Raw genomic sequence first — 20885 nt, forward strand, 5'->3', positions numbered from 1 at the left:
CCTTCCGCCCCGGGCGACGCATACGGGACGGGACGGGGCGGGACAGGACGGGACGGCCGGGTCGCTGAGCGTCGGTCAGCTCTTGGGCATGAGGACGCTGTCGATGATGTAGACGTTGGCGTTGGCGGTCCTGACGTTGCCGCAGACGACGTTCGCGCTGTCGTTGACCTTGTAGGACTCGCCCGAGCCGGACGTGGTCAGCTCCGACTTCTCCAGTGTCTGCTGGGAGCCGTTCTCCAGGTCCTCGGGCGCCAGCTTCTTGCCGACCACGTGGTAGGTGAGGATCTTCGTGAGTTGCGCCTTGTCGTTGAGGACCTTGTCGAGGTCCGCCTTGGGGATCTTGTCGAACGCGTCGTTGGTCGGCGCGAAGACGGTGATGTCCTGGGCGTTGTTCAGGGTGTCGACGAGGCCGGCCTTCTTCACGGCCGTCACGAGGGTGGACAGGGCCGGGTTGTTGGAGGCGGCGGTGGCGACGGGGTCGTCGGCCATGCCGGCGAAGCTGCCCTTGCCGCCCTTGGGCACGGTCGAACAGGCGGGGCCGAACGGCTCGCTCATGCTTGCCGTGTCCTTCGACGGGTCGGCCTTGTCCGATCCCTTGGAGGCGCTGTTCGACCCGCTGTCGGACGCCTTGTCCTTGGAGTCGTTGTCGGAGCAGGCGGTCAGCCCGAGCGGCAGCAGGGCCGCGGTGGCGATGACGACGGCTGCGCGGCGGATACGAGTCTGCATGGCGATCCCTCGGCGATCAGATGTCGTGAAGGCCCTCTGCCCTCATCACCCGGAATCCGGAACCGACCGGCCCGCGGATTGGTCCACCACCGCGCGGAGGTCAGTCGACGGTGACGGCGACCGAGTGGTGGCCGGACGCGCCGTCGGGGATGGTCCGGGTGCGCTCGTCCGTCTGGGTCGTGCCGGTGCGGTCCGTGGCACGGACGGTCAGTGTGTGGCTGCCCTTGGCCGCCTGCCAGGCGTACGACCACTGGCGCCAGGTGTCACGGGTGTCCTCGGCGGCCAGCTCGGCCCGCTGCCAGGCCCCGTCGTCGACGCGCACCTCGACCTTGTCGATGCCCCGGTGCTGGGCCCAGGCGACGCCCGCGACCATGACGGTGCCCGCCTGTGGGCGCCCGAAGGGTTTGGGGGTGTCGATGCGCGACTGGGTCTTGACGGGCGCGCGCGGGGCCCAGGCGCGCTTGACCCAGTAGGAGTCGTAGGCGTCGAACGTGGTGAGTTCGATGTCCCGGATCCATTTGCAGGCCGAGACGTACCCGTAGAGGCCGGGGACGACCATCCGTACGGGGAAGCCGTGCTCGAAGGAGAGCGGCCGGCCGTTCATGCCGATGGCGAGCATCGCGTCGCGGCCGTCCATGACGTCCTCCACCGGCGTACCGATGGTCATGCCGTCCACGGAACGCGCCACCAGCTGATCAGCGGGCCCTCCCTTGGAAGGGGGCTTCACCCCGCACCGCGCCAGGAGGTCGGCAAGCCGTACGCCGATCCAGCGGGCGTTGCCCGCGTACGGTCCGCCGACCTCGTTGGACACGCAGGTCAGAGTGATGTCCCGTTCGATGAGCGGCATGCGGAGCAAGTCGTCGAAGGAGAGCGACAGTTGACGCTCGACACCTTGCCCGTGGATGCGCATCCGCCACCGTGCGGCGTCGACCTTGGGTACGAGCAGGGCGGTGTCGACGCGGTAGAAGTCGCCGTTGGGCGTCATGAACGGGCTGATGCCGTTGATCCGCAGGGCGGCTCCGCGCGGGACGGGGGCGGCCGGTGAGGAGGGGGCCGGCAGTCTGACACCGTTGCGTGAGGCGACCGCCTGCTTGTCCTGCGAGCCGTTCAGGACCCGGCCCGCGAGGCCCGCGCCGGTCGAGGCGGCGGCCGCGGCGGTGGCCGCGATGATGAACCCCCGCCGGTCCCAGTCGGGCGGGAACGCCAGGGTCCGCACCGCCTCGCGCGGCTCTTGTGCCGCGGCCGGTTCCCTCGGGTGCTCTTGTGCCGCAGCCTGTTCCCTCGGGTGCTCTTCCACTGTGGCCGGTTCGACGGAGCGCCCGGTCGGCGCCGTCGGGTCCGTCGTGTCGACGAGTCGCCCGACGAGCCGGTACAGCAGGGCGGCTCCGGCGACGGCACCGACGACGGAGGGCAGCGCGTCCGAGAGGCCGGTGGAGTCGGGGCGGTTGACCGCGGCCAGCGCTCCGACGGCGCCGAAGGCCAGGACGCCGGCCGCACCGGTCGTCCGCCATCGCGTGGCGACCATGCCGAGGACCAGGGCGAGCACGCCGAGTACGACGACGATGCCCAGTTGCAGGACGAGTTTGTCGTTGGTGCCGAAGTGGCGGATGGCCCAGTCCTTGACGGGGGCCGGGGTACGGTCGATCGCCGCTCCGCCGATCGCGATGACGGGGCTCGCTTCGGGCCGCACCGCGGCGGAGACCAGTTCCGCGACCGCGATCGCGGCGTAACCTGCGAGCAGGCCGCTCAAGGCGCCCAGCGACAGGCGTTTGACGCCGCCGAGGGGCCGATGTGTCACGTTGTCCATGCTCAGGATCCGTCCTCGCGCCGCGCCCGGATTGGTCGCTCGCACGCCGCGTCCCGGGCGCGGCCGGGGCCGGACCAATCCGCCACCGCCGTCGGCTCCGAATCATAGGAGCAACCAGCGCAGTGCACCCGTTTCCGTGGAGGACCGCTGCATGAAGGAAGTCGTGCACATCGGGATCGGGAGAGCTCCGGGACCCGATCTCCAAGAACTCGTCGCCCGGGTCGCCCAGGGCGACCAGAAGGCCTTCGCCGACGTCTATGACGCCGTGGCGGGACCCGTCCTCGGCGTGATCCGTGCCGTGCTGCGCGATCACGCCCAGTCCGAGGAGGTGGCCCAGGAGGTCCTCCTGGAGGTGTGGCGTACTGCTCCCCGCTACCGGCCGGAGATCGGAACGGCGCGGAACTGGATCCTCACGCTCGCCCACCGGCGGGCCGTGGACCGGGTGCGTTCCGCCGAGGCGTCCGCGGCCCGCGACCACAAGTCGGCGATGCTGGCGCGCGAGCGGGACTTCGACGAGGTGAGTGAGCAGGTGGAGACCCGCCTGGAGCACGAGCAGGTACGCCGGTGCCTGCGCACCCTGACCGAATTCCAACGACAGTCCGTCACCCTCGCGTACTACCGCGGCCTGACCTACCGGCAGGTGGCCGAGCTGCTCTCGCTCCCGCTGGGAACGGTCAAGACCCGCCTCAGGGACGGACTCATCCGCCTTCGTGACTGCCTGGGGGTCGGCGCATGACCAACATGGACGACCCGCACACGTTCACCGGCGCGTACGCGCTGCACGCGTTGGGCGACGAGGAGCGCGCGGCGGCGGAGGAACATCTCGCGCGGTGCGAGGCCTGCGCGCAGGAGGTGCGCGAGTTCACCGAGACCGCCGCTCGTCTGGGGCAGGCCACCGCGGTCGCGCCCCGCCGGGGCATGAGGGACGACGTGCTGCGCCGCATCACCACCATCCGGCAGGAAGTCCCGCGCACAGGGCCGGACACCGGGCCGGACGCAGGACCGGACGCCGAGCGGGGCCCCGGCCCGGGCAACGTACGACAGCGGGCACACCGGCTGTCCCGCTGGGCGCTGGCCGCCTGCCTGGCGGCGGCCGCGAGCCTGGGCGGCACCGCCGTGTGGCAGCACCAGCAGGCGCAGGACGCCCGCGAGCAGGCGCGGCAGACGCAGCGTCAGGCCGAGGACATCGCGGCGGTGCTCGCCGCCCCCGACGCCAGGACCCGCACCGGGAAGCTGTCGGGCGGGGGCAGCGGGACGGTCGTCGTGTCCGCGAGCCGCGACCGGGCCGCGTTCCTGGTGGCCGGGCTCCCCGCTCCCCCGCGGGGCAAGGTCTACCAACTGTGGTTCGACGACGGCGGCGGCATGCGGCCCGCCGGTCTCCTGGACCCCGGCGCGGACACGGAATCCCTGCTCCTCGACGGGCGGGTCGACCGGGCCCGCGGCATGGGTATCACCGTGGAACCCGCTGGGGGGTCCCCCCGGCCCACCAGCGCGCCGGTGGCGTTGATGGACTTCCCTGCCTGACGAGGATCGCGTGCCGGGCGCATTCTGGGCGCCCGGCGGTCACGCCAGTACGGGAAGCGACGCGAGACCGCGTACGAGGCGGGTGCGCCGCCAGCTCAGTCGGTCGGCCGGTACGGCGAGCCGGAGGCCCGGGAACCGGGTCAGGACCGCTCGCAGGGCGATCTCCGCCTCGGCCTTCGCGAGGGGGGCGCCGACGCAGCGGTGGATGCCGTGGCCGAAGCCCAGGTGTGCGGCGGCGTCCCGGTCCGGGTCGAGCAGGTCCGGCGAGGGGAACCGCGCCGGGTCGCGGTTGGCGGCCCCGAGAGCGACCAGTACGGGGACACCGGCCGGGATCTCGGTGCCGCCGAGCGTGACGGATTCCGTGGTGAAACGGAACGTGGCCGTGCTTACGGGGGAATCGAACCGGAGCAGTTCGTCCAGCACGTAGGGGATGTCGTCCGGGTTCTCCCTGAGGCGGTCCAGCTCGGCCGGGCGCTGGAGCAGTGCGAGGACGGCGTTGCCGAGGAAGTTGGTGGTGGTCTCGTGCCCGGCCACCAGCAGCAGTACGGCCAGGGAGACGAGTTCCTCCTCGCTCAGGTGGTCGTCCCCGTCGCGGGCCCGGATGAGCCGGTCGAGGAGGCGGTCGCCGGGGGCTCGGCGCTTGGCGGTGATGAGGTCCGTCATGTAGTCGGCCAGTGCGTGCGAGGCCGCGTCGATGAGGTCCGGTTCTCCCGCCGCGAACAGCTCGGCGGACCAGCGCCGGACGTCGGGCCGGTCGGCCCGTGGGACGCCGAGCAGTTCGCAGATCACGATGACCGGCAGCGGCACCGCGAGTCCGGCCACGAAGTCGAACCGCTCCCCTACGGGCCACTGGTCCAGCAGTTCGTCGGTGACGCGCGCGATGAACGGACGCAGCTGCTTGACGGCCCCCGTCGTGAACGCCTTGGTCACCAGTCTGCGCAGCCGGGTGTGCCGGGGCGGGTCACTGGCGAGCATCGTGCGGGCGACCGCGGGGTGCAGGCGACGCCGCGAATCCTTGCCCGCGAAGAAGGCGGCCGTGTCCTTCGAGAGCCGCGGGTCGGCCAGGGCTTCTCTGGCTTCCGCGTAGCCGGTGACCAGGTAGCCGGGACGCCCGGTGGAGCCGCCGGGTGCGGGCTGTACCGGGCAGGTGGACCGCATGGCCGCGTAGGCCGGATACGGGTTCCGCAGGAAGCTGGGGTCCTGGGTCGGGTCGGTCATGCGTCTGGGCTCCCACGGGTTTCGGCTTCTGGTGCACGCTATCCGGGGAGCGCGCCAGGGTCGACGCCGGTCAGGTCGCGGCGCGCGTCCCACAGGCCTGCAGCGACGGGGTGAGGGAGCCCAGCGGCCCGCACGTCAGGGATGAGCGCCGCAGCCGCAGCCCCTGATGGCCGCGCCCTCCTCGGGAGGCGGGGTGCTCGCGGCGGCCCGTTCCACCGCCGCGAGGAGCCGGCGGCGTTCCTCCGGCGGGATCCATCGGCCGTCGACGACCACGCCGTGGATGCGACGGGTGTTGCGGATGTCCCGCAGCGGGTCGGCGTCGAGGACCAGCAGATCGGCGGCGTGTCCGCGGGCCACGGTGCCGACGGCGGGCAGGCCGAGGACGCGGGCGGCGTCCCGTGTGGCCGAGCGCAGGGCATCGGCCGGGGTGAGCCCGGCCGATACGAGCAGCGCCAGTTCGTCGTGGAGGGCGAAGCCCGGGACGAGGTATCCGGTGCCGGTGTCGGTGCCCGCCGCGAGGCGCACGCCCGCGCCGTGCAGCTCGCTGACGAGGCGGAGCCGGTGCGCGAAGATCTGGCGTATCCGCCGGGCCTGTTCGGGGGTACGGCCGCCGGTCAGGGCCGTCAGCTGGTCCGGCCAGCTCTCCACCTGCCAGGCGGGCAGGTACTTCCACTCCTCGGCCCGGGACGGGACGTCGTCGGGCAGCTCCAGGTTGCGGTGCACGCTGAGCGTGGGGACGACCGCGGTCCCGTCGGCCGCGAGCCCGCGAAAGAGGGCGTCGGCCCGCTCCCGGTCGTAGCCGCGCACCGCCCGCCATTCGAGAGGATGCACCTGCTGGAACCAGCTCTGATAGCGGGACAGGCTGCTGGGGTCGTGCGGATCGGTCCGTACGGCGGCCAGGCGGCGGCGTATCTCCTTCTCGTGCCGTGAGGTCGCGAGGAGCAGCGCGTGCAGGTGCTCGATGGTGCGGTGGCCGGTGGCGCTCGCCTCCGTGATCCGTACGGTGTCGGGGCAGTGCCCGAGGTGGGGGATGCCCTGGCGCCTGGCCTCGTCCGCGAGGGCGAAGTACGCCTCGCGGGACAGGCGGGAGTACACCTTGACGAAGTCCGCGCCCTCCCGCTTGACCCGCCGTACGGCACGCCGGGCCTCTGCCGCGTCGCGCACCTCGACGGTCGGGCCCACGTCCGCCGCCCACAGGGAGGGCGCGCCGTCGACGATGGGGCTGCCGACGACCCAGCGGGGGCCGAGCAGCGCTCCCGAGCGGATCTTCGCGCGCCACTCGTGGTGGACCGCCTGGCCCCGCATCTCCCGGACCGTCGTGACACCGGTGAGGGCGTACAGCGCGGGGATCACCGTCTCCGGGCCGTCGCTGTGGGTGTGGGCCTCGATCAGTCCCGGGATCAGGTACTTGCCGGTCAGATCGACGGTGCGGGTGCCCGGGCGGAGCCGGGTCCGTGCGGTCGGGCCGAGTCCCGTGATGCGGCCACCCTCGACGACGACCGTCATGTCGGGGGCCGGGGGTGCGCCCGATCCGTCGATGACGGTGACGTGGGTGAACGCCAACTGGCCGCGGCCCGCGCCGCCTTCGGACTTCGTACCGGCCGCGTGTGCGGTCCATGTCGGCGCCGTCCCTGTCAGCGCCGTGCCCGTCACGGCGACGGTCCCGGCCAGGAAGCCCCGTCGGGCCATGCCGCGACGTGGCCCGCGACGTACCCCGAGACGTGCCCCGGCTGTCACTTCGTACATGCTGCTCCCCCTCCGCCTTGTGATGCCGTCGGCCGTGTCCGCCGGCCCCCACGACTCTGGCGCACACGGGGCGTTCGGACAGTGCGGCCAGGCGGCGTGTGCGGGGTGTTGCCGGGACCACCCGGGGGCATGCTGACACTCTGCCGTCACGCTCCGTGGGCCTACGTTGACTTCGTCGCCTAGTGCGGATTCACTAGACCGAGGCTGAGCTCCTCGCACTATGAGGCAGCGAAGCCGCAGTTGACATCAGGTGGCCTCTTCGCAGGGAGGGGCCTGGGGAGCGCGCTGCGTGCCGGTACGCGCCGCACGTGAGCACGGAGAGGTGCGGGACACGGTGACCGTTTACCCGTTCACGTCACATGCTGTTGTTCATTCGGGCGAGGCCCGGGTGACTCTCGCCGGCGAACTCGACCTGGACACCGCTCCATACGTCCACGACGCGGTCGCGACGTGTCTGGCGAAGCGGCCGACGAGGCTCTGCCTCGACCTGAGCGGTGTCTCGTTCTGCGACTGCGCCGGAGTGAACGCCTTGTTCACGGCCCGGATCCTGATCCTCCGGTCCGGTGCGGACCTGCTCGTGGAAGGGATCGGTACGCAGTTGGGGCGGCTGCTCTCGCTGCTCGGGGCCGACGCCCTCCTCACCACGCACGGCACACCCGCGCACGCGGCGTCGGCCCGCGCCGCTTCGGGTGCGGCGGGAAGGCGCCCCGCCCCGGCGGTGGCCGCCGCCGAGTCGGCCTTCGGGGACCTTCTGGCATGATCGTGCGGTCCGCCACCTGCAAGGATGCGTCGATGCCTTCTCCTTCCCCGCACAGTCGTCCGGGCCAATCGGGCGGTCCGGATCGTCCGGGCCGTCCCGTCAGGGTTCTGTTGGTCGAGGACCACGACATGGTGGCCGAGGCGATCTGCCTCGCCCTGGAGCGGTCGCCCGATCTGCGGATCGTGGGGCGCGCGGCGTCGGTGGAGTCGGCGCTGGCGGACGCGAGGCGGTGCGATCCGGACGTCGTCCTGATGGACCGGCGCCTGCCGGACGGTGACGGGGTCGCCGCCATCGCCGATCTGCTGGCCGTCGTGCCGGACGCGCGCGTACTGGTGCTGGCGGGCGAGGCGAGCGGGTCGGTGGCCGCGCGCGTCGTGGAGACGGGCGGGGCAGGGCTGATCCTGAAGGCCCGCGGACTGAGCGAACTGGAGGACGCCGTACGCCGGGTGGCGGCGGGCGAGGTCGTGTTCGGCCAGGATCTGCTGGGCGACGTGCTGGGGCAGCTGACCGGCAGGACGGCGAGTGTCGGCGGGAACCTGACGCCGCGGGAGCGGGAGGTCCTGCATCTGCTCGCGGAAGGCCGCAGCACCGCCGAGATCAGCGACCGGCTGGGCTTCGCCCTCAACACCGGGCGCAATCACGTCCAGCGCGTACTGGAGAAGCTGGGTGCGCGCTCCCAGCTGGAAGCCGTGGTGATCGCGCGCCGGGAAGGGCTCGTCACATGACGCGGGACTCGCGAGTGCCGAAGATGGCACGGAAGCAGGCGGCTCCGCTGTCGGAAGCGGCCTTCACCCTGCTGGTCCAGGGCGTTCTGGACTACGGCATCTTCATGCTCGACCCGCAGGGCTACATCATCAGCTGGAACGCGGGGGCGGAGCGGATCAAGGGGTACCAGGCCACGGACATCGTCGGGCAGCACTTCTCGGTCTTCTACCCGCCCGAGGACCAGGCGTCGGGCAAGCCGCAGTGGGAGCTGGAGACCGCCGTGGCCGACGGCCGCCTCGAGGACGAGGGGTGGCGGGTGCGCAAGGACGGCTCCCGGTTCTGGGCGAACGTGGTCATCACCGCCTTGTGGGACGAGAAGGGCGTGTTGCAGGGATTCGGCAAGGTCACCCGCGACATGTCCGAACAGCGGGCGGCGCAGCACGCCCTCAGCGAGCGGCGGCGGTTGTTCGACCACCTGGTCCAGGCGCAGGAGACGGAACGGCGCCGCATCGCGTGGGACGTCCACGACGACTCCATCCAGGCCATGGTCGCCGTCGGCATGCGGCTGGAACTGCTCGCGGAGCAGGTGCCGGAGGCGCACGCGGCCGAACTGCGGCGTCTGGACACGTCGGTGCGCGAAGCGATCGGCCGCCTGCGCAGCCTGACCTTCCGGCTGCATCCGCCGGGGATCGACCGGCACGGCCTGGTCGAGGGGCTCTCCAGCCACCTGGAGGACGTCGTGGGCTCCTCCTGGGGCATGGCCTTCTCCTTCGAGCACCGGCTGGACCGCCAGCCCACGCCCGAGACCGCCATCACCATCTTCCGCATCGTCCAGGAAGCACTGCTGAACGTGCACAAGCACGCGCGGGCGAGCAAGGTCGACGTCCATGTCGCGTCCGCCGACGGGGGAATCGTGACGCGCGTCGCGGACGACGGGACCGGCATACCGATGTCCCAGGACGGCACCCAGAACCATTTCGGGGTCATCGAGATGCGGGAGAGGGCCGAGACGGCGGGAGGCTGGTGGTCCATGCGCAGTCGGCCCGGCACGGGAACGACCGTCGAGTTCTGGGTGCCCAACCCCCTTCCCATGCCGGAGCCCGCGCCGAAGGACGGTGCGCCGTGACCGGGACGCCGCCGCCCGGCTCCCCCGGCGCGCCGTGGACCGTGCTCCTGTGCGATGACAACGCCCTGCTCCTGGAGACCCTCATGGAGGTCGTGCGGGCCCAGCCCGATCTGGAGGTCGTGGGCACCGCGTGCGACAGCGAGCAGGCGCTTCGGCTCGCGAGCCGCCACCGGCCGGACCTCGTCGTCCTGGACGTCCGCTTCCCCGGTGGCGGCCACACCGTGGCCAGGGGCATCTCACGGTGTTCACCGGCCAGCAGGATCGTGGCGTTCTCCGCGTACGACGACAAGGGCTCCGTCGAGCAGATGACGAGCGCCGGCGCCGTCGCGTACGTACTCAAAGGTGAGAGCAACCGGAAACTCCTCACCGCGCTGCGCCGGGCGGCGGCCGGGCCGGACGGGGCGCGCTAGTCACGGCCGGGTCTCATCGGGGCCGTCGTCGGTTTCGGGCCGACTGGCGGCGGTCGGCCCGTGCCTGGGCCGCGGCTCGGGTGGGAGGCGGCGCGGCCGGGGTGTCGAGGAACGCGGCGAGGCTCGCGACGGTGGAGTGGCGGAAGAGGTCGACCATCGAGAAGGGCCGTTCGAGGGCCGCTTCGAGGAGGTTGTGTACGCGGGCGAGGTGCAGGGAGTGTCCGCCGAGGTCGAAGAAGTTGTCGTGCGGGCCCACCCGGTCGAGGTGGAGGACGTCGCACCAGGTGCGGGCGACGAGTTCCTGGGTGGGTCCGGCCGGCGCGGCGGCTGTGCCGGACGAGGAGTCGCCGCAGGCGTCGGCCGGCGCGCAGGTGGTGGCGAGGCCGTACCGGTCGGGAAGCGTCACCGCCCCCGGCTCCGGGGGCGCGGAGGTGTGTGCGCTCAGGCGGTGCACCGGGCGCGTGGGAGCGTCGAGACGGCTGCGGATGAACGGCTTGGAGGCGTCGAGTCCGACCAGCACGTGGGGGCGGTCGTGGCGCAGGGCGTGGAGGAAGGCCCGCAGCCCCTCGCCCTTGCCGATGGGATGGTACCCGCGGGCCCGGCTGGGTTCGGTGAGGTGGTGGCCGCGGCTCATGCCGGTCTCCTCCCACAGGCTCCAGGCGAGGCTGCGGACGCGCGGGCTCCCCGTTTGGTGCGCCCTGGCGTCCAGGTGGGCGTTGGCGGCCGCGTACGCGCTCGCCAGGGCCGCGCCGAGCGTGCCGTTGACGGAGGAGAAGCCGATGAGGACCGTTTCCGGGCTGTCGGCGAGGCAGTCGAGGAGGACCTGGGTGCCGGTGGTCTTGGGCGCGAGGATTCCGGCGAGGTCGTCGACGCTCTGGGTGAGGAACGGCTGTTGGCGGAAGGTCCCCGCGAGGTGGAGCACCGCACAGGGCTCCTGTGACCAGCGGGCGCGGGCGAGGTCCAGGGCGGCGCGCGTCTGCTCCGGATCGCAGACGTCGGCCGTGGCGTACAGGACGTCGTCGCTGCGGGATCGCAGCGAACGCAGGGTCTCCAGGCGGGACCGGGCGGCAGGGTCGTCCGGTGCCGCGGAGTCCGGCGGCAGCTCGGTGCGGCCGAGAATGAGCAGCCGGGCGTCGTAGGCGTCGAGCAGGTGGGCGCAGATTTCGGCGCCGAGGCCGCCGAGACCACCGGTGACGACGTACAGGCCGCCGCGGCGCAGCGGTGAGCCGGTCTTCGCGGGGGTGCTCGGCAGTTGGGCGAGGCGCGGGGTGAGGCGGCGGCCCTCTCGTACGGCGGCTTCCGGTTCGCCGGGGCGGGCGTCCAGTTCGGCGAGCAGATGCGTCAGGTCGGTTGCGGGTGTGCCGTCGCCGGGCAGGTCGAGGTGGGAGGCGTTGAGCCAGGAGAGCTCTTGGCCGAGGCTGACGAGCAGCGCGAGGCGGGCGGCCCGGTCGCAGTCGGGGCGGTCGCCGGGCAGGGCGTGCTGGGTGTGGCGTCCGGCGACCCGCAGGGTGACGTCGGCGTCGTCGGCGGCGCGGTGGGCGGCGAGGGCCTGCACGAGGTGGATCAAGCAGGCGGTGGCGGCGGGCACGGTCCTGTCGGGGTCGGCGGGGGCCGGCGGCGCGTAGGTGGTGAGGTCGACGATCTCGCCGGGGGTGAGTCCGTCGGCGGCGAGGGCGCCGAACAGCCAGTCGTGGTCGTCGCGGTGGTCGGGGCGGATGCGGTAGTGGCCGGGGACGATCCGGGCGTGGTCCGCGCCGAGGTCGACGCGGGCGGCGGTGCGCCCGTCCGCGGCGAGCCGGGTCAAGAGGGCGTCGGCGAGGCCGAGTCGGTCGGTCAGGACCAGGGCCGTGGCGTGGGAGCGGGGTGCCCGCTGCGGGCGGGCGGGGCGCCAGCGCCGCTCGTAGAACCAGTTGGGCAGGGTCCGCTCGTTGCCCAGGGCGAGGTCGGTGGCGCGGATCAGGTCGGCGAAGTCGCCCGCGTGGAAGCGGTCCCGCAGCTTGGAGCGCTGGATCTTGCCGATCTCGGTCTTGGGGATCTCCTCGCGGTCCACGGGCAGGACGTGGCGCGGGTTGAGGCCGCTGCGCCGCACGAGGTGGGCGCGGATCTCCCGGATGGCGTCCGCGGGATCGGCGGGGCCGACCCGCAGGTGGACGAAGAGGACGAGGTCGTCGGTGGTGGCTCCGGGGTCGCGGACCGCGCACGCGGCGGTGAAGGAGTTCTCGACGCCGTCGAGTTCCTCCACCACGGACTCGATCTCGTGGCAGTAGTGGTTCACGCCGTTGATGATGAGTACGTCCTTGGCGCGCCCGGTGATGGTGAGGGCCCCGTCGCGGAGAACCCCCAGGTCGCCGGTGTCGAACCAGCCGTCGTCGGTGAACGCGGCCCGGTTGGCCTCCGGGTTGTCGTGGTAGCCGGAGGTGACCGTGGGGCCCTTGACCAGCAGGCGGCCCGGTGTGCCCTCGGGCAGCGTCGTGTCGTGCTCGTCGACGATGCGCAGGGTGGTGCCCGGCAGCGGGCGGCCGACCTCGGTGAAGGAGGCGTCGTCGCTGGTGGTGGCGAGGGTGAAGGCGTCGGAGTACGTGACGGCCGACGAGGTCTCGGACATGCCCCAGGAGGGGCGCATGGCGGTGGCGGGCAGGCCGAACGGCGCCAGGGCGGCCAGGAACCGCCGGGCGACGCGCGGCATGATCGCTTCCCCGGCGTTCTGGATGAAGCGCAGGCACGACAGGTCCCAGTCCGCCCCGGCCGCTTCCGCGACGCGGTCGTTGACCAGGCCGAACGCGAAGTTGGGCGCCCATGTCAGCGTCGCGCGGCAGGCGTTGACCGTCTCCAGCCAGCGCAGCGGCTCCTGGAGGATCCACGCGGTGGGTGCGTGCACCTGGCGGCAGCCGAGGTAGACGTCCCGGACGTGGAACATCACGACGCCCCCGACGTGGTCCAGGGGCATCCAGTTGAAGGACACCTCCCCTGGGCCGAAGCCGTTGGCGGCGCTGGTGGCGGCGGACCGGGCGAGTACGTTGCGGTGGCGCAGCGCGACCGCCTTGGGGGCGCCGGTGCTGCCCGAGGTCAGCAGGAGCAGCGCCACGTCGTCGGGGCCGGCGGGGTGCGGTGCGCCGGGGGCCGCGGCGCGCAGCTCGTCCAGGATGCCGAGGCGCGGCACCGTGGTCCAGGCGCGGCGGGCGGCGGTCTCGGCCAGGGCGGTGGCGGTCGCGCCATCGGTGAGGACGAGTGGCGCGCCCAGCAGTTCGAGGGCCCCGGCGAGCCGGTCGGCGGCGGGTCCGTCCTGGCCCGGCGTGATGGGCGCCAGGGGGACGGGCACGATGCCGCCGAGCACACAGGCCCAGAACGCGACGAGGAAGTCACGGTGGTCGGGGCACTGCAGGAGGGCGCGGTCGCCCGCGGTCAGGCCCGCCGCCCGCAGCCCACCGAGCACGCGCCCGGCTTCGGCGGCGAGCGTGGCGTAGTCCAGTTCGCGCGCCTCCCCCTGGTGGTCGAGGAGCAGGATGCCGCCCCCACCGCGGGCGGCGGCGCGGTGCAGCGCCTCGGGGAGGGTCGCCACGTCCGGCACCGCGTCGCCGGGTCCGGTGGACAGGGCCGGTCGGGCGGTCGCGTCGGTGGTGGTGCGGGAACCGGCCGAGTCCACGAGGGGGCCCGAACTGCCCTCCGCCTTACCGTCGTTGGCGTGCGGGCCGGGAATGTCGGTGTGTACGCGGCCCTCGGAGGTCGCGGTGGTGTCCTCGGTCAGGGTGACCTTCGCGGAGGGCAGCGCCCGCTCCCACTGCCGTATCAACTCCTCGTCGAGGACCGGAAGAGCCCGCAGCGCGGCTTCGTCGAGGTGGCCGTCGCGGGTGCGGGGCAGGGAGGTGACCGCGACGTAGGCGCTCGGCACCAGGGGGGCGGGCAGGAGCGAGCGGGCGTGGTCGCGCAGCCGGGCGGGGTGGAAGGCTCCGGTGGGCACCACGTAGGCGACCAGTTCCTCGACGCCGTCGGTGGTGGTGCGGGCCAGGACCGCGCAGGCGCCGAGCGACTCCTCGCGCAGCAGGGCGTTCTCGATGTCGGCGGGGTCGGCGCCGAGGCCGTCGCGGCGTACGCGGCCTGCGGTGTCGTCGAGGGCGATGCGGCCGTCGGGCAGGCGACGGCAACGCCAGGAGAAGGGCCGCTCGGGGGCGGCAACGTGCAGCAGGCCGGGGATGCCGGGCGCGAGGGGCCGGGAGCGGGAGTCGACGACGGCGGCGGGGCGGTTGCCCGGCTCACCGGTGCTCAGCTCGTGGCCGGCCAGGCCCGGTGCGCAGTGCAGGGCCGCGACGTAGCCGCCTGCTTCGGGGAGCGGCCACAGGCGGTGCAGCGCGGCGCCGGTGGCGGCGTGGAACCGGTCGGCGAGGCGGGCCGTCAGCAGGCCGCCCGAGGTGTGGACCAGGCGCAGCCGGGCGACGGCCCCGGTGGCCAGTGCGGTGGGCGGCAGGAACGCGACGGTCGCCGGGGTGTCGTCGGCCGACGGCGCCGGGTGGACGGCCGCGCCGTGCAGCAGGGGCCACAGGATGGCGTGGACGGCGCAGAGCAGCGCGTCCGGCCGGTGGTGCAGGACGATGTCGTCGGCGGTGAGCGGGGTGCGGCGCTGGAGCCAGTCCACGGTGTCGCACAGCTGGGCGTGGGTGACCGGTACGGGCCCGTGGTCGCCGTGGACGACTACGGCGGGGTCGGTGGGGCGCACGGGCGGACCGGCCGGGTCGTCGGCGCCGTCGGGCCGGGTGACCGGCAGGCCGGTGAGGTCCAGGACGGGCGGGGTGTGCGTCCAGGAGGGCGGCCCCGCGGTGAGCAGGACACTCGCCCCGCTGTCGGCGATGAAGGCGCGGGCGGCCGGTTCGGGTGTCGCGGGGTCGAGCGGTACGCAGACCACGCCGAGCCGCAGCAGGGCGAGCGCCGTCGTCACGGAGAGAGCTCCCGGCGGCAGGCACAGGGCGGCGCGGTCGCCGTGGCGCAGCCCCTGGGCGTGCAGCCAGTGGGCGGCGGCCCGTACACGCTCGGCGAGATCCGTGTACGTGTGCCGGCCCGTGCCTGTCGTGAGGGCCGTCGCCCGCGGGGTGCGCAGCGTCTGTGCGGCGAGGCGTGCCGGGACGGTGTCGGGTGCGAGGGCGGGCGGGGCCGGGAGGGCCTCGGCGTCGTGCAGGGGCAGGTCCGACACGGGGCGTTCGGGGGTGCGTACGGCCTCGGCGAGGAGGCGGTGCAGATGGTCCGCCAGGCCGCGCACCGTGGCCTCGGCGAAGAGGTCGGTGCTGTACACGATGGTGCCGCGCAGCTGCCCGCCGTCCTGCCAGAGGTGGAACTCCAGGTCGAAGCGGGTGGACGCGCGGGGCAGCGCCTCCGCCCGCAACTGGGCGCCGGGCAGGGCGCGTTCGGTGTCCGGGCCGCTCTGGAGCGCGAAGAGGGTCTGGAACAGCGGGGTGCGGCTCGCGTCGCGGTCCGGCTGGAGCTCCTCCACCAGCCTGTCGAGCGGTACGTCCTGGTGGGCGAAGGCATCGGTACACATCTGCCGTACGCGGCCGAGCAGTTGGGCGAACGTCGGTTCGCCGGACAGGTCGCCGCGGAGTACGAGGGTGTTGACGAACAGGCCGAGCAGCGCTTCGGTCTCGACCTGGTCGCGGCCTGCCACCGGAGAGCCCATCAGCACGGCGTCCTGCCCGGTGTACCGGTGCAGCAGTGCGCTGACGCCAGCGAACAGGGTCATGAACAGGGTGGCGCGGTGGGCGCGGCCGAGTGCGGTGAGGGCCTCGGTGAGCTCGGCGGGCAGGGCGAGATCGACGCGGGCACCGCGGAAGGTCTGCTCCGCGGGGCGCGGCCGGTCCACGGGCAGCTCCAGGGTCGGCAGATCGCCGCTCAACTGTGCGCGCCAATACCCGAGTTGGCGCTCCAGTTCATCTCCGGCGAGCCGGTCGCGCTGCCAGTCGGCGAAGTCCGCGTACTGGATCTCCAGCGCCGGGAGGCCGTTGGGCTCGCCGGTGAGGCGCTCGCGGTAGAAGGCGGTCAGCTCCTTCGTGAGGAGGTTGAGCGACCAGCCGTCGGTGATGATGTGGTGCTGGCAGAGGATCAGCAGGTGCCGGTCGGGTCCCGTGGTGATGAGCGCGGCGCGCAGCAGCGGTCCGCGGGTCAGATCGAAGGGCCGGTCCACCCAGTCCAGGGCCCACTGCCGCTCCTGCTCGGGCGCCAGTTCCACGGTGTCGAGAGCCGCCGTACCGGAGGGGGCCACGACCTGGTGCGGTTCGCCGTTCTGCGTGGTGAAGGTGGTGCGCAGGATCTCGTGGCGCGCCACGACCTGCTCAAGGGCGAGGCGCAGCGCGGCCACGTCGACCCGGCCCGACCAGCGCAGCGCGAGCGGGATGTTGTAGTACGGGTTGTCCCGCTGCAGGTGGTGGAAGAACCACATGCGCTGCTGGGCGTAGGAGGCGGGGAAGCGCAGCGGCCCGGCGTCGGCGGGGGTGTTGGACTCGGGGTGCTCGGCCAGGGTCACGGCTGCTGCGTCCTCTCGGTCTTGTCGTGCTGCTCGGAGGTGTCGCCCCGGACGTTTGCGGCCGTTGCGGCCGTCGCGGCCTGCGGCGTGCCGCGGCGGGCGCTGCGGCGGATACGGCCGGCGGCGGCCGGTGCGGCCTGTTCGAGGAGGGGGACGAGGTCGGCGACGGTGGGGGCGTCGAAGATGCGGCGCAGTGACAGTTCGGCGCCGCACCGGTCGCGCAGGCGCGCCATCAGCTGCATGGCCAGGAGGGATTCGCCGCCCAGATCGAAGAAGTTGTCGTGGACGCCGATGCCGTCGATGCCGAGCACCTCCTCCCAGACCGTGACGACCTCCTTCTCGCGCGGGGTCGCCGGGGCGGTGTAGGCCACGGACAGGTCGGGGCGCCGGTTGAAGGAGCGGCCGACGGCGGCGGACGAGGGGCCGGTGGCGGCGCGGGGCGCCGCGCCGCGCCGGGCGACGACCAGGGTGTGGTCGCTCTCGTCGTCGGCGGCGGAACCGGGGAAGGTGGTGACGTCGGCGAGGCCCTCGGCGCGCAGCAGGTCCCGCCAGACCTCTGGCCCGACCAGCGGGGACCCTTCGCGCAGGTCGTCGTCGAAGTACCACCAGCCCTCGTACAGGCCGGTCGTCATCAGTGACCAGCGCTGCTGCCGGGACGCTTCGAGGAGCATCGCCACTCCGTCGGGGACGAGGAGTCCGGCGGCGTGGCGCACGGCCTGGCGCAGGTCGGGGGTGGCGTGCAGCACGTTGAAGGCGAGGACGAGGTCGAAGGAGGCGGCCGGATAGCCCTGGGGCGCCGGGTCGCGGGTGATGTCGAGAACCCCGAACTGAAGAGCCGTCAGACCTTGTTCGCGCGCCTGGCGTTGGCCGTCCAGGACGAAGGAGCGGCCCAGGTCGGTGAAGTGGTACTCGACGCCGGGCAGCGAACGCAGCTCTTCGGCCACGTCCCAGGTGAGGTAGCCGCGGCCGGCACCGATCTCCAGGACGCGCACGGGGCGCCCGCCCGCCTCGGCGGCGAGCCTGGCGACCGTCCGGGCGATGAGCCCGCGGTAGAGCGGGATGTCGCTGAAGGCGAGGCGGCGGTCGATCAGGGCCCGCTGGCGTTCGTCGCTGCCTTCGGGGAGCAGCACTTCGGTGCCCGCCAGGGCTCCGGAGAGCACCTGCGGGTAGTGGCGTACGCAGTGGTCGAGGTAGTCGAGGTCGTCGGCCTGGTCGGGGTGGTCCCGGACGATGCCCGCGGTGAGCACGGCCGGGTCGCCGACGTCGGCGGCGGCCGGGGTGAAGCGCAGCCGGTCGGCGTCGGCGGTGAGGATGCCGTCGTCGGCCAGCAGGCCCAACAGGGCGTCCACGAAGGGACGATAGGCCGGGACGGTGCGGAACGCCTCATGGACGGTGGCGCGTTCGACGACGGCGCCCGGGGCTGTGGGGACGCCTGCCCGGCGCAGCAGCGCGCAGACATGGGCCGTGGCCAGGGCGTCGAGGTTCCGGGTCAGTTCGGCGGGGAGCCTGCGGGCGGCGTGCTCGGTGCGCAGGTGCCGCTCGGCGGTGGTCATCCACTCCAGGTGTGCGGAGAGTTCGACCGGGAACCGTTCCGCCTGCGCGGGAGCCGGGGGCCCGGCCGGTGCGGCGGGCGCGGTGCGCGCCTGGACGTCGATCCAGTGCCGCGTGCGGGCGAAGGGGTAGCCGGGCAGTGGGACACGGCGGGGGGCGGGGCCGGTGGTCAGGGCGTTCCAGTCGATGTCCGCGCCATGGCTCCAGGCGTCTCCCACGGCCTGGAGCAGCGTGCGCCGGTCCGGCTCCTGGGCCTGGGGGTGGCGCATCAACGGCAGCACCGGCGTGCCGGGAGCGGCCAGGCCCCGGGTCAGTGTGGAGAGGGCGCGTCCGGGGCCGACTTCGAGGACGAGCGGGTCGCCCTCGGCCAGCAGGGTGCGCAGGCCGTCGGAGAACCGCACCGGTTCGCGGGTGTGGCGCACCCAGGCGGCGGGGTCCGCGGCCTGTTCGGCGGTGGCCCAGGTGCCGGTGAGGTTGGAGACGTACGGGATGCGGGGGGCGCCGAGCCGGACGGTGCTCAGCGCCTGCGCGTAGGTGTCGAGGACCGGGTCGAGCAGGGCGGAGTGGGCCGCCGCGCCGAAGCGGATGCGCCGGTGGTCGACGCCCTGTTCCGTCAGCCGCCGTTCGGCGCGGGCGAGCGCGGCTTCCGGTCCCGCGAGGACGCAGGCGCGGGGGCCATTGACGGCGGCGAGCGAGAGTTCCGCGTCAAGGCGGGCCGCCCCTCTCTCGTCGAGGGCCACGCCCAGCATGCCGCCGCCTCCGGCAGCGCGTGCGAACAGTTCCTCGCGCCGTACGACCAGCGGCAGGGCCTCCTCCAGGCGCAGCACGTCGGCCACGCAGGCCGCGGTGTACTCGCCGAGGCTGTGGCCGAGCAGCGCCGCGGGGCGCAGGCCCCAGGACATGACGAGCCGGGCGAGCGCGTACTCGGTGGACAGGAGGGCCGGGAAGACCCCGCCGGCCGCTGGCTCGTCCTCGTACAGCATCGTGCGCAGGTCGGTGGGCAGGTGCGGGCGCAGGATGTCGGCGCACCGGTCGATCTGCTCGCGGAAGACGGGTTCGCGGTCGTACAGGTCGCGGCCCATGCCGGGGTGCTGCGATCCCGCGCCAGGGAAGAGGAAGACGACCGGGCGGCCGGGGACCGCCTGGTGGGCCGGGCCGCCGGGGGCGACCGCGCGGGCCGCCTCCGCGGTGTCGCGGGCGACGACGGCGCGCCGGTGGGGGTGGGCGCGGCGGCCCGCGCGGAGCGTGTGGGCCACGTCGGCCAGGGCGAGGCCCGGCTCGTCCTTGAGGCGTCGGCCGAGCCGGTGGCCGAGGTCGTCGAGCGCTTCGGGTGTGCGGGCGGAGAGGACGAGGATGTGTTCGGCCGGGGTTTCGGCGATCGGGGCGGAGGCAGGCGGGGGCGTGAGTGTGGGTGCCTCCTCCAGGATGACGTGCGCGTTGGTGCCGCCGATCCCCAGGGAGCTGACCCCGGCGCGGCGCGGGTGGGACTGTTCCGCCCAGGGACGGGTCGTCGTGGGTACGTAGAAGGGGGTCGTGTCGAGCGACAGGTGGGGGTTGGGCGTGCGGAAGTTCAGGGACGCCGGCACGGTGCGGTGCTCCAGGGCGAGGACGGCCTTGATCAGCCCCGCGATGCCCGCCGCGGCGTCCAGGTGCCCGATGTTGCTCTTGACCGAACCGAGCGCGCAGTAGCCGGTACGGTCCGTGTCGAGGGCGAACGCCCGTGCCAGCGCCGCGACTTCGATGGGGTCGCCGACCGGTGTGCCCGTGCCGTGCGCCTCGATGAGGCCGATGGTGTCGGCGTCCACTCCCGCCAGGGTCCGGGCGGTGACGATCACTTCGGCCTGGCCGACGACGCTGGGGGCGGCGAAACCCACCTTGCGGTCGCCGTCGTTGTTGACCGCGGTGCCCTTGATGACGGCGTGGATGTGGTCGCCGTCGGCGAGGGCGTCGGCCAGCCGCTTGAGCAGCACGGCGCCCACGCCCTCGCCCCCGGTCATGCCGGTGGCGTCGGCGTCGAAGGGGCGGCACCGGCCGTCCCGGGAGAACGGGCCGTCCTGCACGTAGCGGTACCCCTGGCGCAGGGCCGGGTTGAGGGACACACCGCCGGCGAGCGCCACGTCGCAGCGCTCGTCGAGCAGGTCCTGGCAGGCGAGGTGCACCGCGACGAGCGAGGTCGAGCAGGCGGTCTGCACGGACAGGCTGGGGCCGTTCAGGCCGAGTTCGTAGCTGACCCGGGTGGCCAGGGTGCTGTTGACGTTGCCGAGCTGGGCGTGGTGCAGGGCCAGGCCGTCCCCGGCCCGCAGCCGGGGGTAGACGTGGTCGAGGAAGTAGCGGCTCTGCTGGGCTCCCGCGTACACGCCCACCAGGCCTTCGGTGGTGCCCGGGCCGTAGCCGGCGTGTTCCAGGGTGTGGTGGGCGCATTCGAGGAAGAGCCGCTGCTGCGGGTCGAGGAGTTCCGCCTCCGCGGGCGGGTAGCCGAAGTACGCGGCGTCGAACTCCTCGATGCCGTCGACGACGGAGGCCATCCTGACCAGGTAGGGATCGTCGAGCAGCTCGGGGTCGCCGCCCGCCGCGAGGTAGTCGGCGTCGTCGATCGGTGCGACCGACTCACGTCCCGCCGTCAGGTTCTCCCAGAAGGCGGTCAGGTCGCGCGCGCCCGGGAAGCGTCCGGCCATGCCGATGACGGCGATGTCGGTGCCGTTCTCGATGTCGGTGCCGTTCTCCCTGCCGGTGCCGTTCTCGATGTCGTTGTCCGGGTGTGCCTCCCGGGGCGCCTCGGCGCCGGATGCCAGTGCGTTGTCCACGGT

At 73.4% G+C, this 20885-nt stretch carries 12 protein-coding genes; 6 read left to right on the forward strand and 6 right to left on the reverse strand.

The genetic code is table 11. From position 1 onward, the window contains the following. Positions 1-75: 75 nt before the first annotated feature. Both ACFVYR_RS00520 and ACFVYR_RS00525 read right to left on the reverse strand, forming a co-directional pair. A complete protein-coding gene (locus ACFVYR_RS00520) occupies positions 76-726 on the reverse strand; it encodes a fasciclin domain-containing protein (protein WP_384247030.1) in 651 nt (216 codons plus the stop codon). Between the two features lie 100 nt (positions 727-826). After that, a complete protein-coding gene (locus tag ACFVYR_RS00525) occupies positions 827-2533 on the reverse strand; it encodes a sulfite oxidase (protein ID WP_384247032.1) in 1707 nt (568 codons plus the stop codon). Positions 2534-2684: 151 nt separating this feature from the next. Between ACFVYR_RS00525 and ACFVYR_RS00530 the strand changes: the two genes are divergently transcribed. Both ACFVYR_RS00530 and ACFVYR_RS00535 read left to right on the forward strand, forming a co-directional pair. Further along, on the forward strand, positions 2685-3269 hold the full coding sequence (locus tag ACFVYR_RS00530) for a sigma-70 family RNA polymerase sigma factor (protein ID WP_384247035.1): 585 nt from the start codon (positions 2685-2687) through the stop codon (positions 3267-3269). After that, positions 3266-4057, forward strand: coding sequence for an anti-sigma factor domain-containing protein (locus ACFVYR_RS00535; RefSeq protein ID WP_384247037.1), 792 nt, complete (start codon positions 3266-3268; stop codon positions 4055-4057). Before ACFVYR_RS00530 ends, ACFVYR_RS00535 begins: the two co-directional genes overlap by 4 nt. A gap of 39 nt (positions 4058-4096) precedes the next feature. Here the strand turns inward: ACFVYR_RS00535 and ACFVYR_RS00540 are convergent, their stop codons facing one another. Next, positions 4097-5275, reverse strand: coding sequence for a cytochrome P450 (locus tag ACFVYR_RS00540; protein WP_384247040.1), 1179 nt, complete (start codon positions 5273-5275; stop codon positions 4097-4099). A 135-nt stretch (positions 5276-5410) separates the two neighbouring features. Continuing rightward, positions 5411-6964: an amidohydrolase family protein gene (locus ACFVYR_RS00545; RefSeq protein ID WP_384247042.1), complete on the reverse strand. Its 1554-nt coding sequence runs from the start codon at positions 6962-6964 to the stop codon at positions 5411-5413. Between the two features lie 391 nt (positions 6965-7355). On the opposite strand from ACFVYR_RS00545, the gene ACFVYR_RS00550 reads away from it, so the two are divergent. Genes ACFVYR_RS00550 through ACFVYR_RS00565 form a run of 4 tightly spaced genes read left to right on the forward strand, consistent with a single transcriptional unit; the run spans position 7356 to position 10022 of the window. Next, the gene (locus tag ACFVYR_RS00550) at positions 7356-7781 is read left to right on the forward strand and encodes an STAS domain-containing protein (protein WP_384247045.1); all 426 of its coding nucleotides are present in this window, start codon (positions 7356-7358) and stop codon (positions 7779-7781) included. 32 nt (positions 7782-7813) lie between these two features. Further along, entirely contained in the window at positions 7814-8506 is a 693-nt protein-coding gene (locus ACFVYR_RS00555) for a response regulator (RefSeq protein ID WP_384247048.1), read from the forward strand. A 23-nt stretch (positions 8507-8529) separates the two neighbouring features. Beyond that, a complete protein-coding gene (locus ACFVYR_RS00560; RefSeq protein WP_384247049.1) occupies positions 8530-9612 on the forward strand; it encodes a PAS domain-containing protein in 1083 nt (360 codons plus the stop codon). Beyond that, positions 9609-10022, forward strand: coding sequence for a response regulator transcription factor (locus ACFVYR_RS00565; RefSeq protein WP_384247051.1), 414 nt, complete (start codon positions 9609-9611; stop codon positions 10020-10022). The genes ACFVYR_RS00560 and ACFVYR_RS00565 overlap by 4 nt, the downstream gene beginning before the upstream one ends. 13 nt (positions 10023-10035) lie before the next feature. Here ACFVYR_RS00565 and ACFVYR_RS00570 read toward each other — a convergent pair whose 3' ends face one another. Next, entirely contained in the window at positions 10036-16527 is a 6492-nt protein-coding gene (locus ACFVYR_RS00570; protein ID WP_384247054.1) for an SDR family NAD(P)-dependent oxidoreductase, read from the reverse strand. Continuing rightward, entirely contained in the window at positions 16524-20882 is a 4359-nt protein-coding gene (locus ACFVYR_RS00575) for a type I polyketide synthase (protein ID WP_384247056.1), read from the reverse strand. Before ACFVYR_RS00575 ends, ACFVYR_RS00570 begins: the two co-directional genes overlap by 4 nt. Positions 20883-20885: the final 3 nt, after the last annotated feature.

It is taken from the genome of Streptomyces sp. NPDC058284 (assembly GCF_042881135.1).
Classification (GTDB): Bacteria; Actinomycetota; Actinomycetes; order Streptomycetales; family Streptomycetaceae; genus Streptomyces.

What these genes read in the sequence shown, in the direction of transcription:
- ACFVYR_RS00535 (WP_384247037.1), top strand. Translation starts at nt 3,266, where the DNA reads ATGACCAACATGGACGACCCGCACACGTTCACCGGCGCGTACGCGCTG.
- ACFVYR_RS00540 (WP_384247040.1), bottom strand. Translation starts at nt 5,275, where the DNA reads ATGACCGACCCGACCCAGGACCCCAGCTTCCTGCGGAACCCGTATCCG.
- ACFVYR_RS00560 (WP_384247049.1), top strand. Translation starts at nt 8,530, where the DNA reads ATGGCACGGAAGCAGGCGGCTCCGCTGTCGGAAGCGGCCTTCACCCTG.
- ACFVYR_RS00555 (WP_384247048.1), top strand. Translation starts at nt 7,814, where the DNA reads ATGCCTTCTCCTTCCCCGCACAGTCGTCCGGGCCAATCGGGCGGTCCG.
- ACFVYR_RS00520 (WP_384247030.1), bottom strand. Translation starts at nt 726, where the DNA reads ATGCAGACTCGTATCCGCCGCGCAGCCGTCGTCATCGCCACCGCGGCC.
- ACFVYR_RS00525 (WP_384247032.1), bottom strand. Translation starts at nt 2,533, where the DNA reads ATGGACAACGTGACACATCGGCCCCTCGGCGGCGTCAAACGCCTGTCG.
- ACFVYR_RS00545 (WP_384247042.1), bottom strand. Translation starts at nt 6,964, where the DNA reads ATGGCCCGACGGGGCTTCCTGGCCGGGACCGTCGCCGTGACGGGCACG.
- ACFVYR_RS00530 (WP_384247035.1), top strand. Translation starts at nt 2,685, where the DNA reads ATGAAGGAAGTCGTGCACATCGGGATCGGGAGAGCTCCGGGACCCGAT.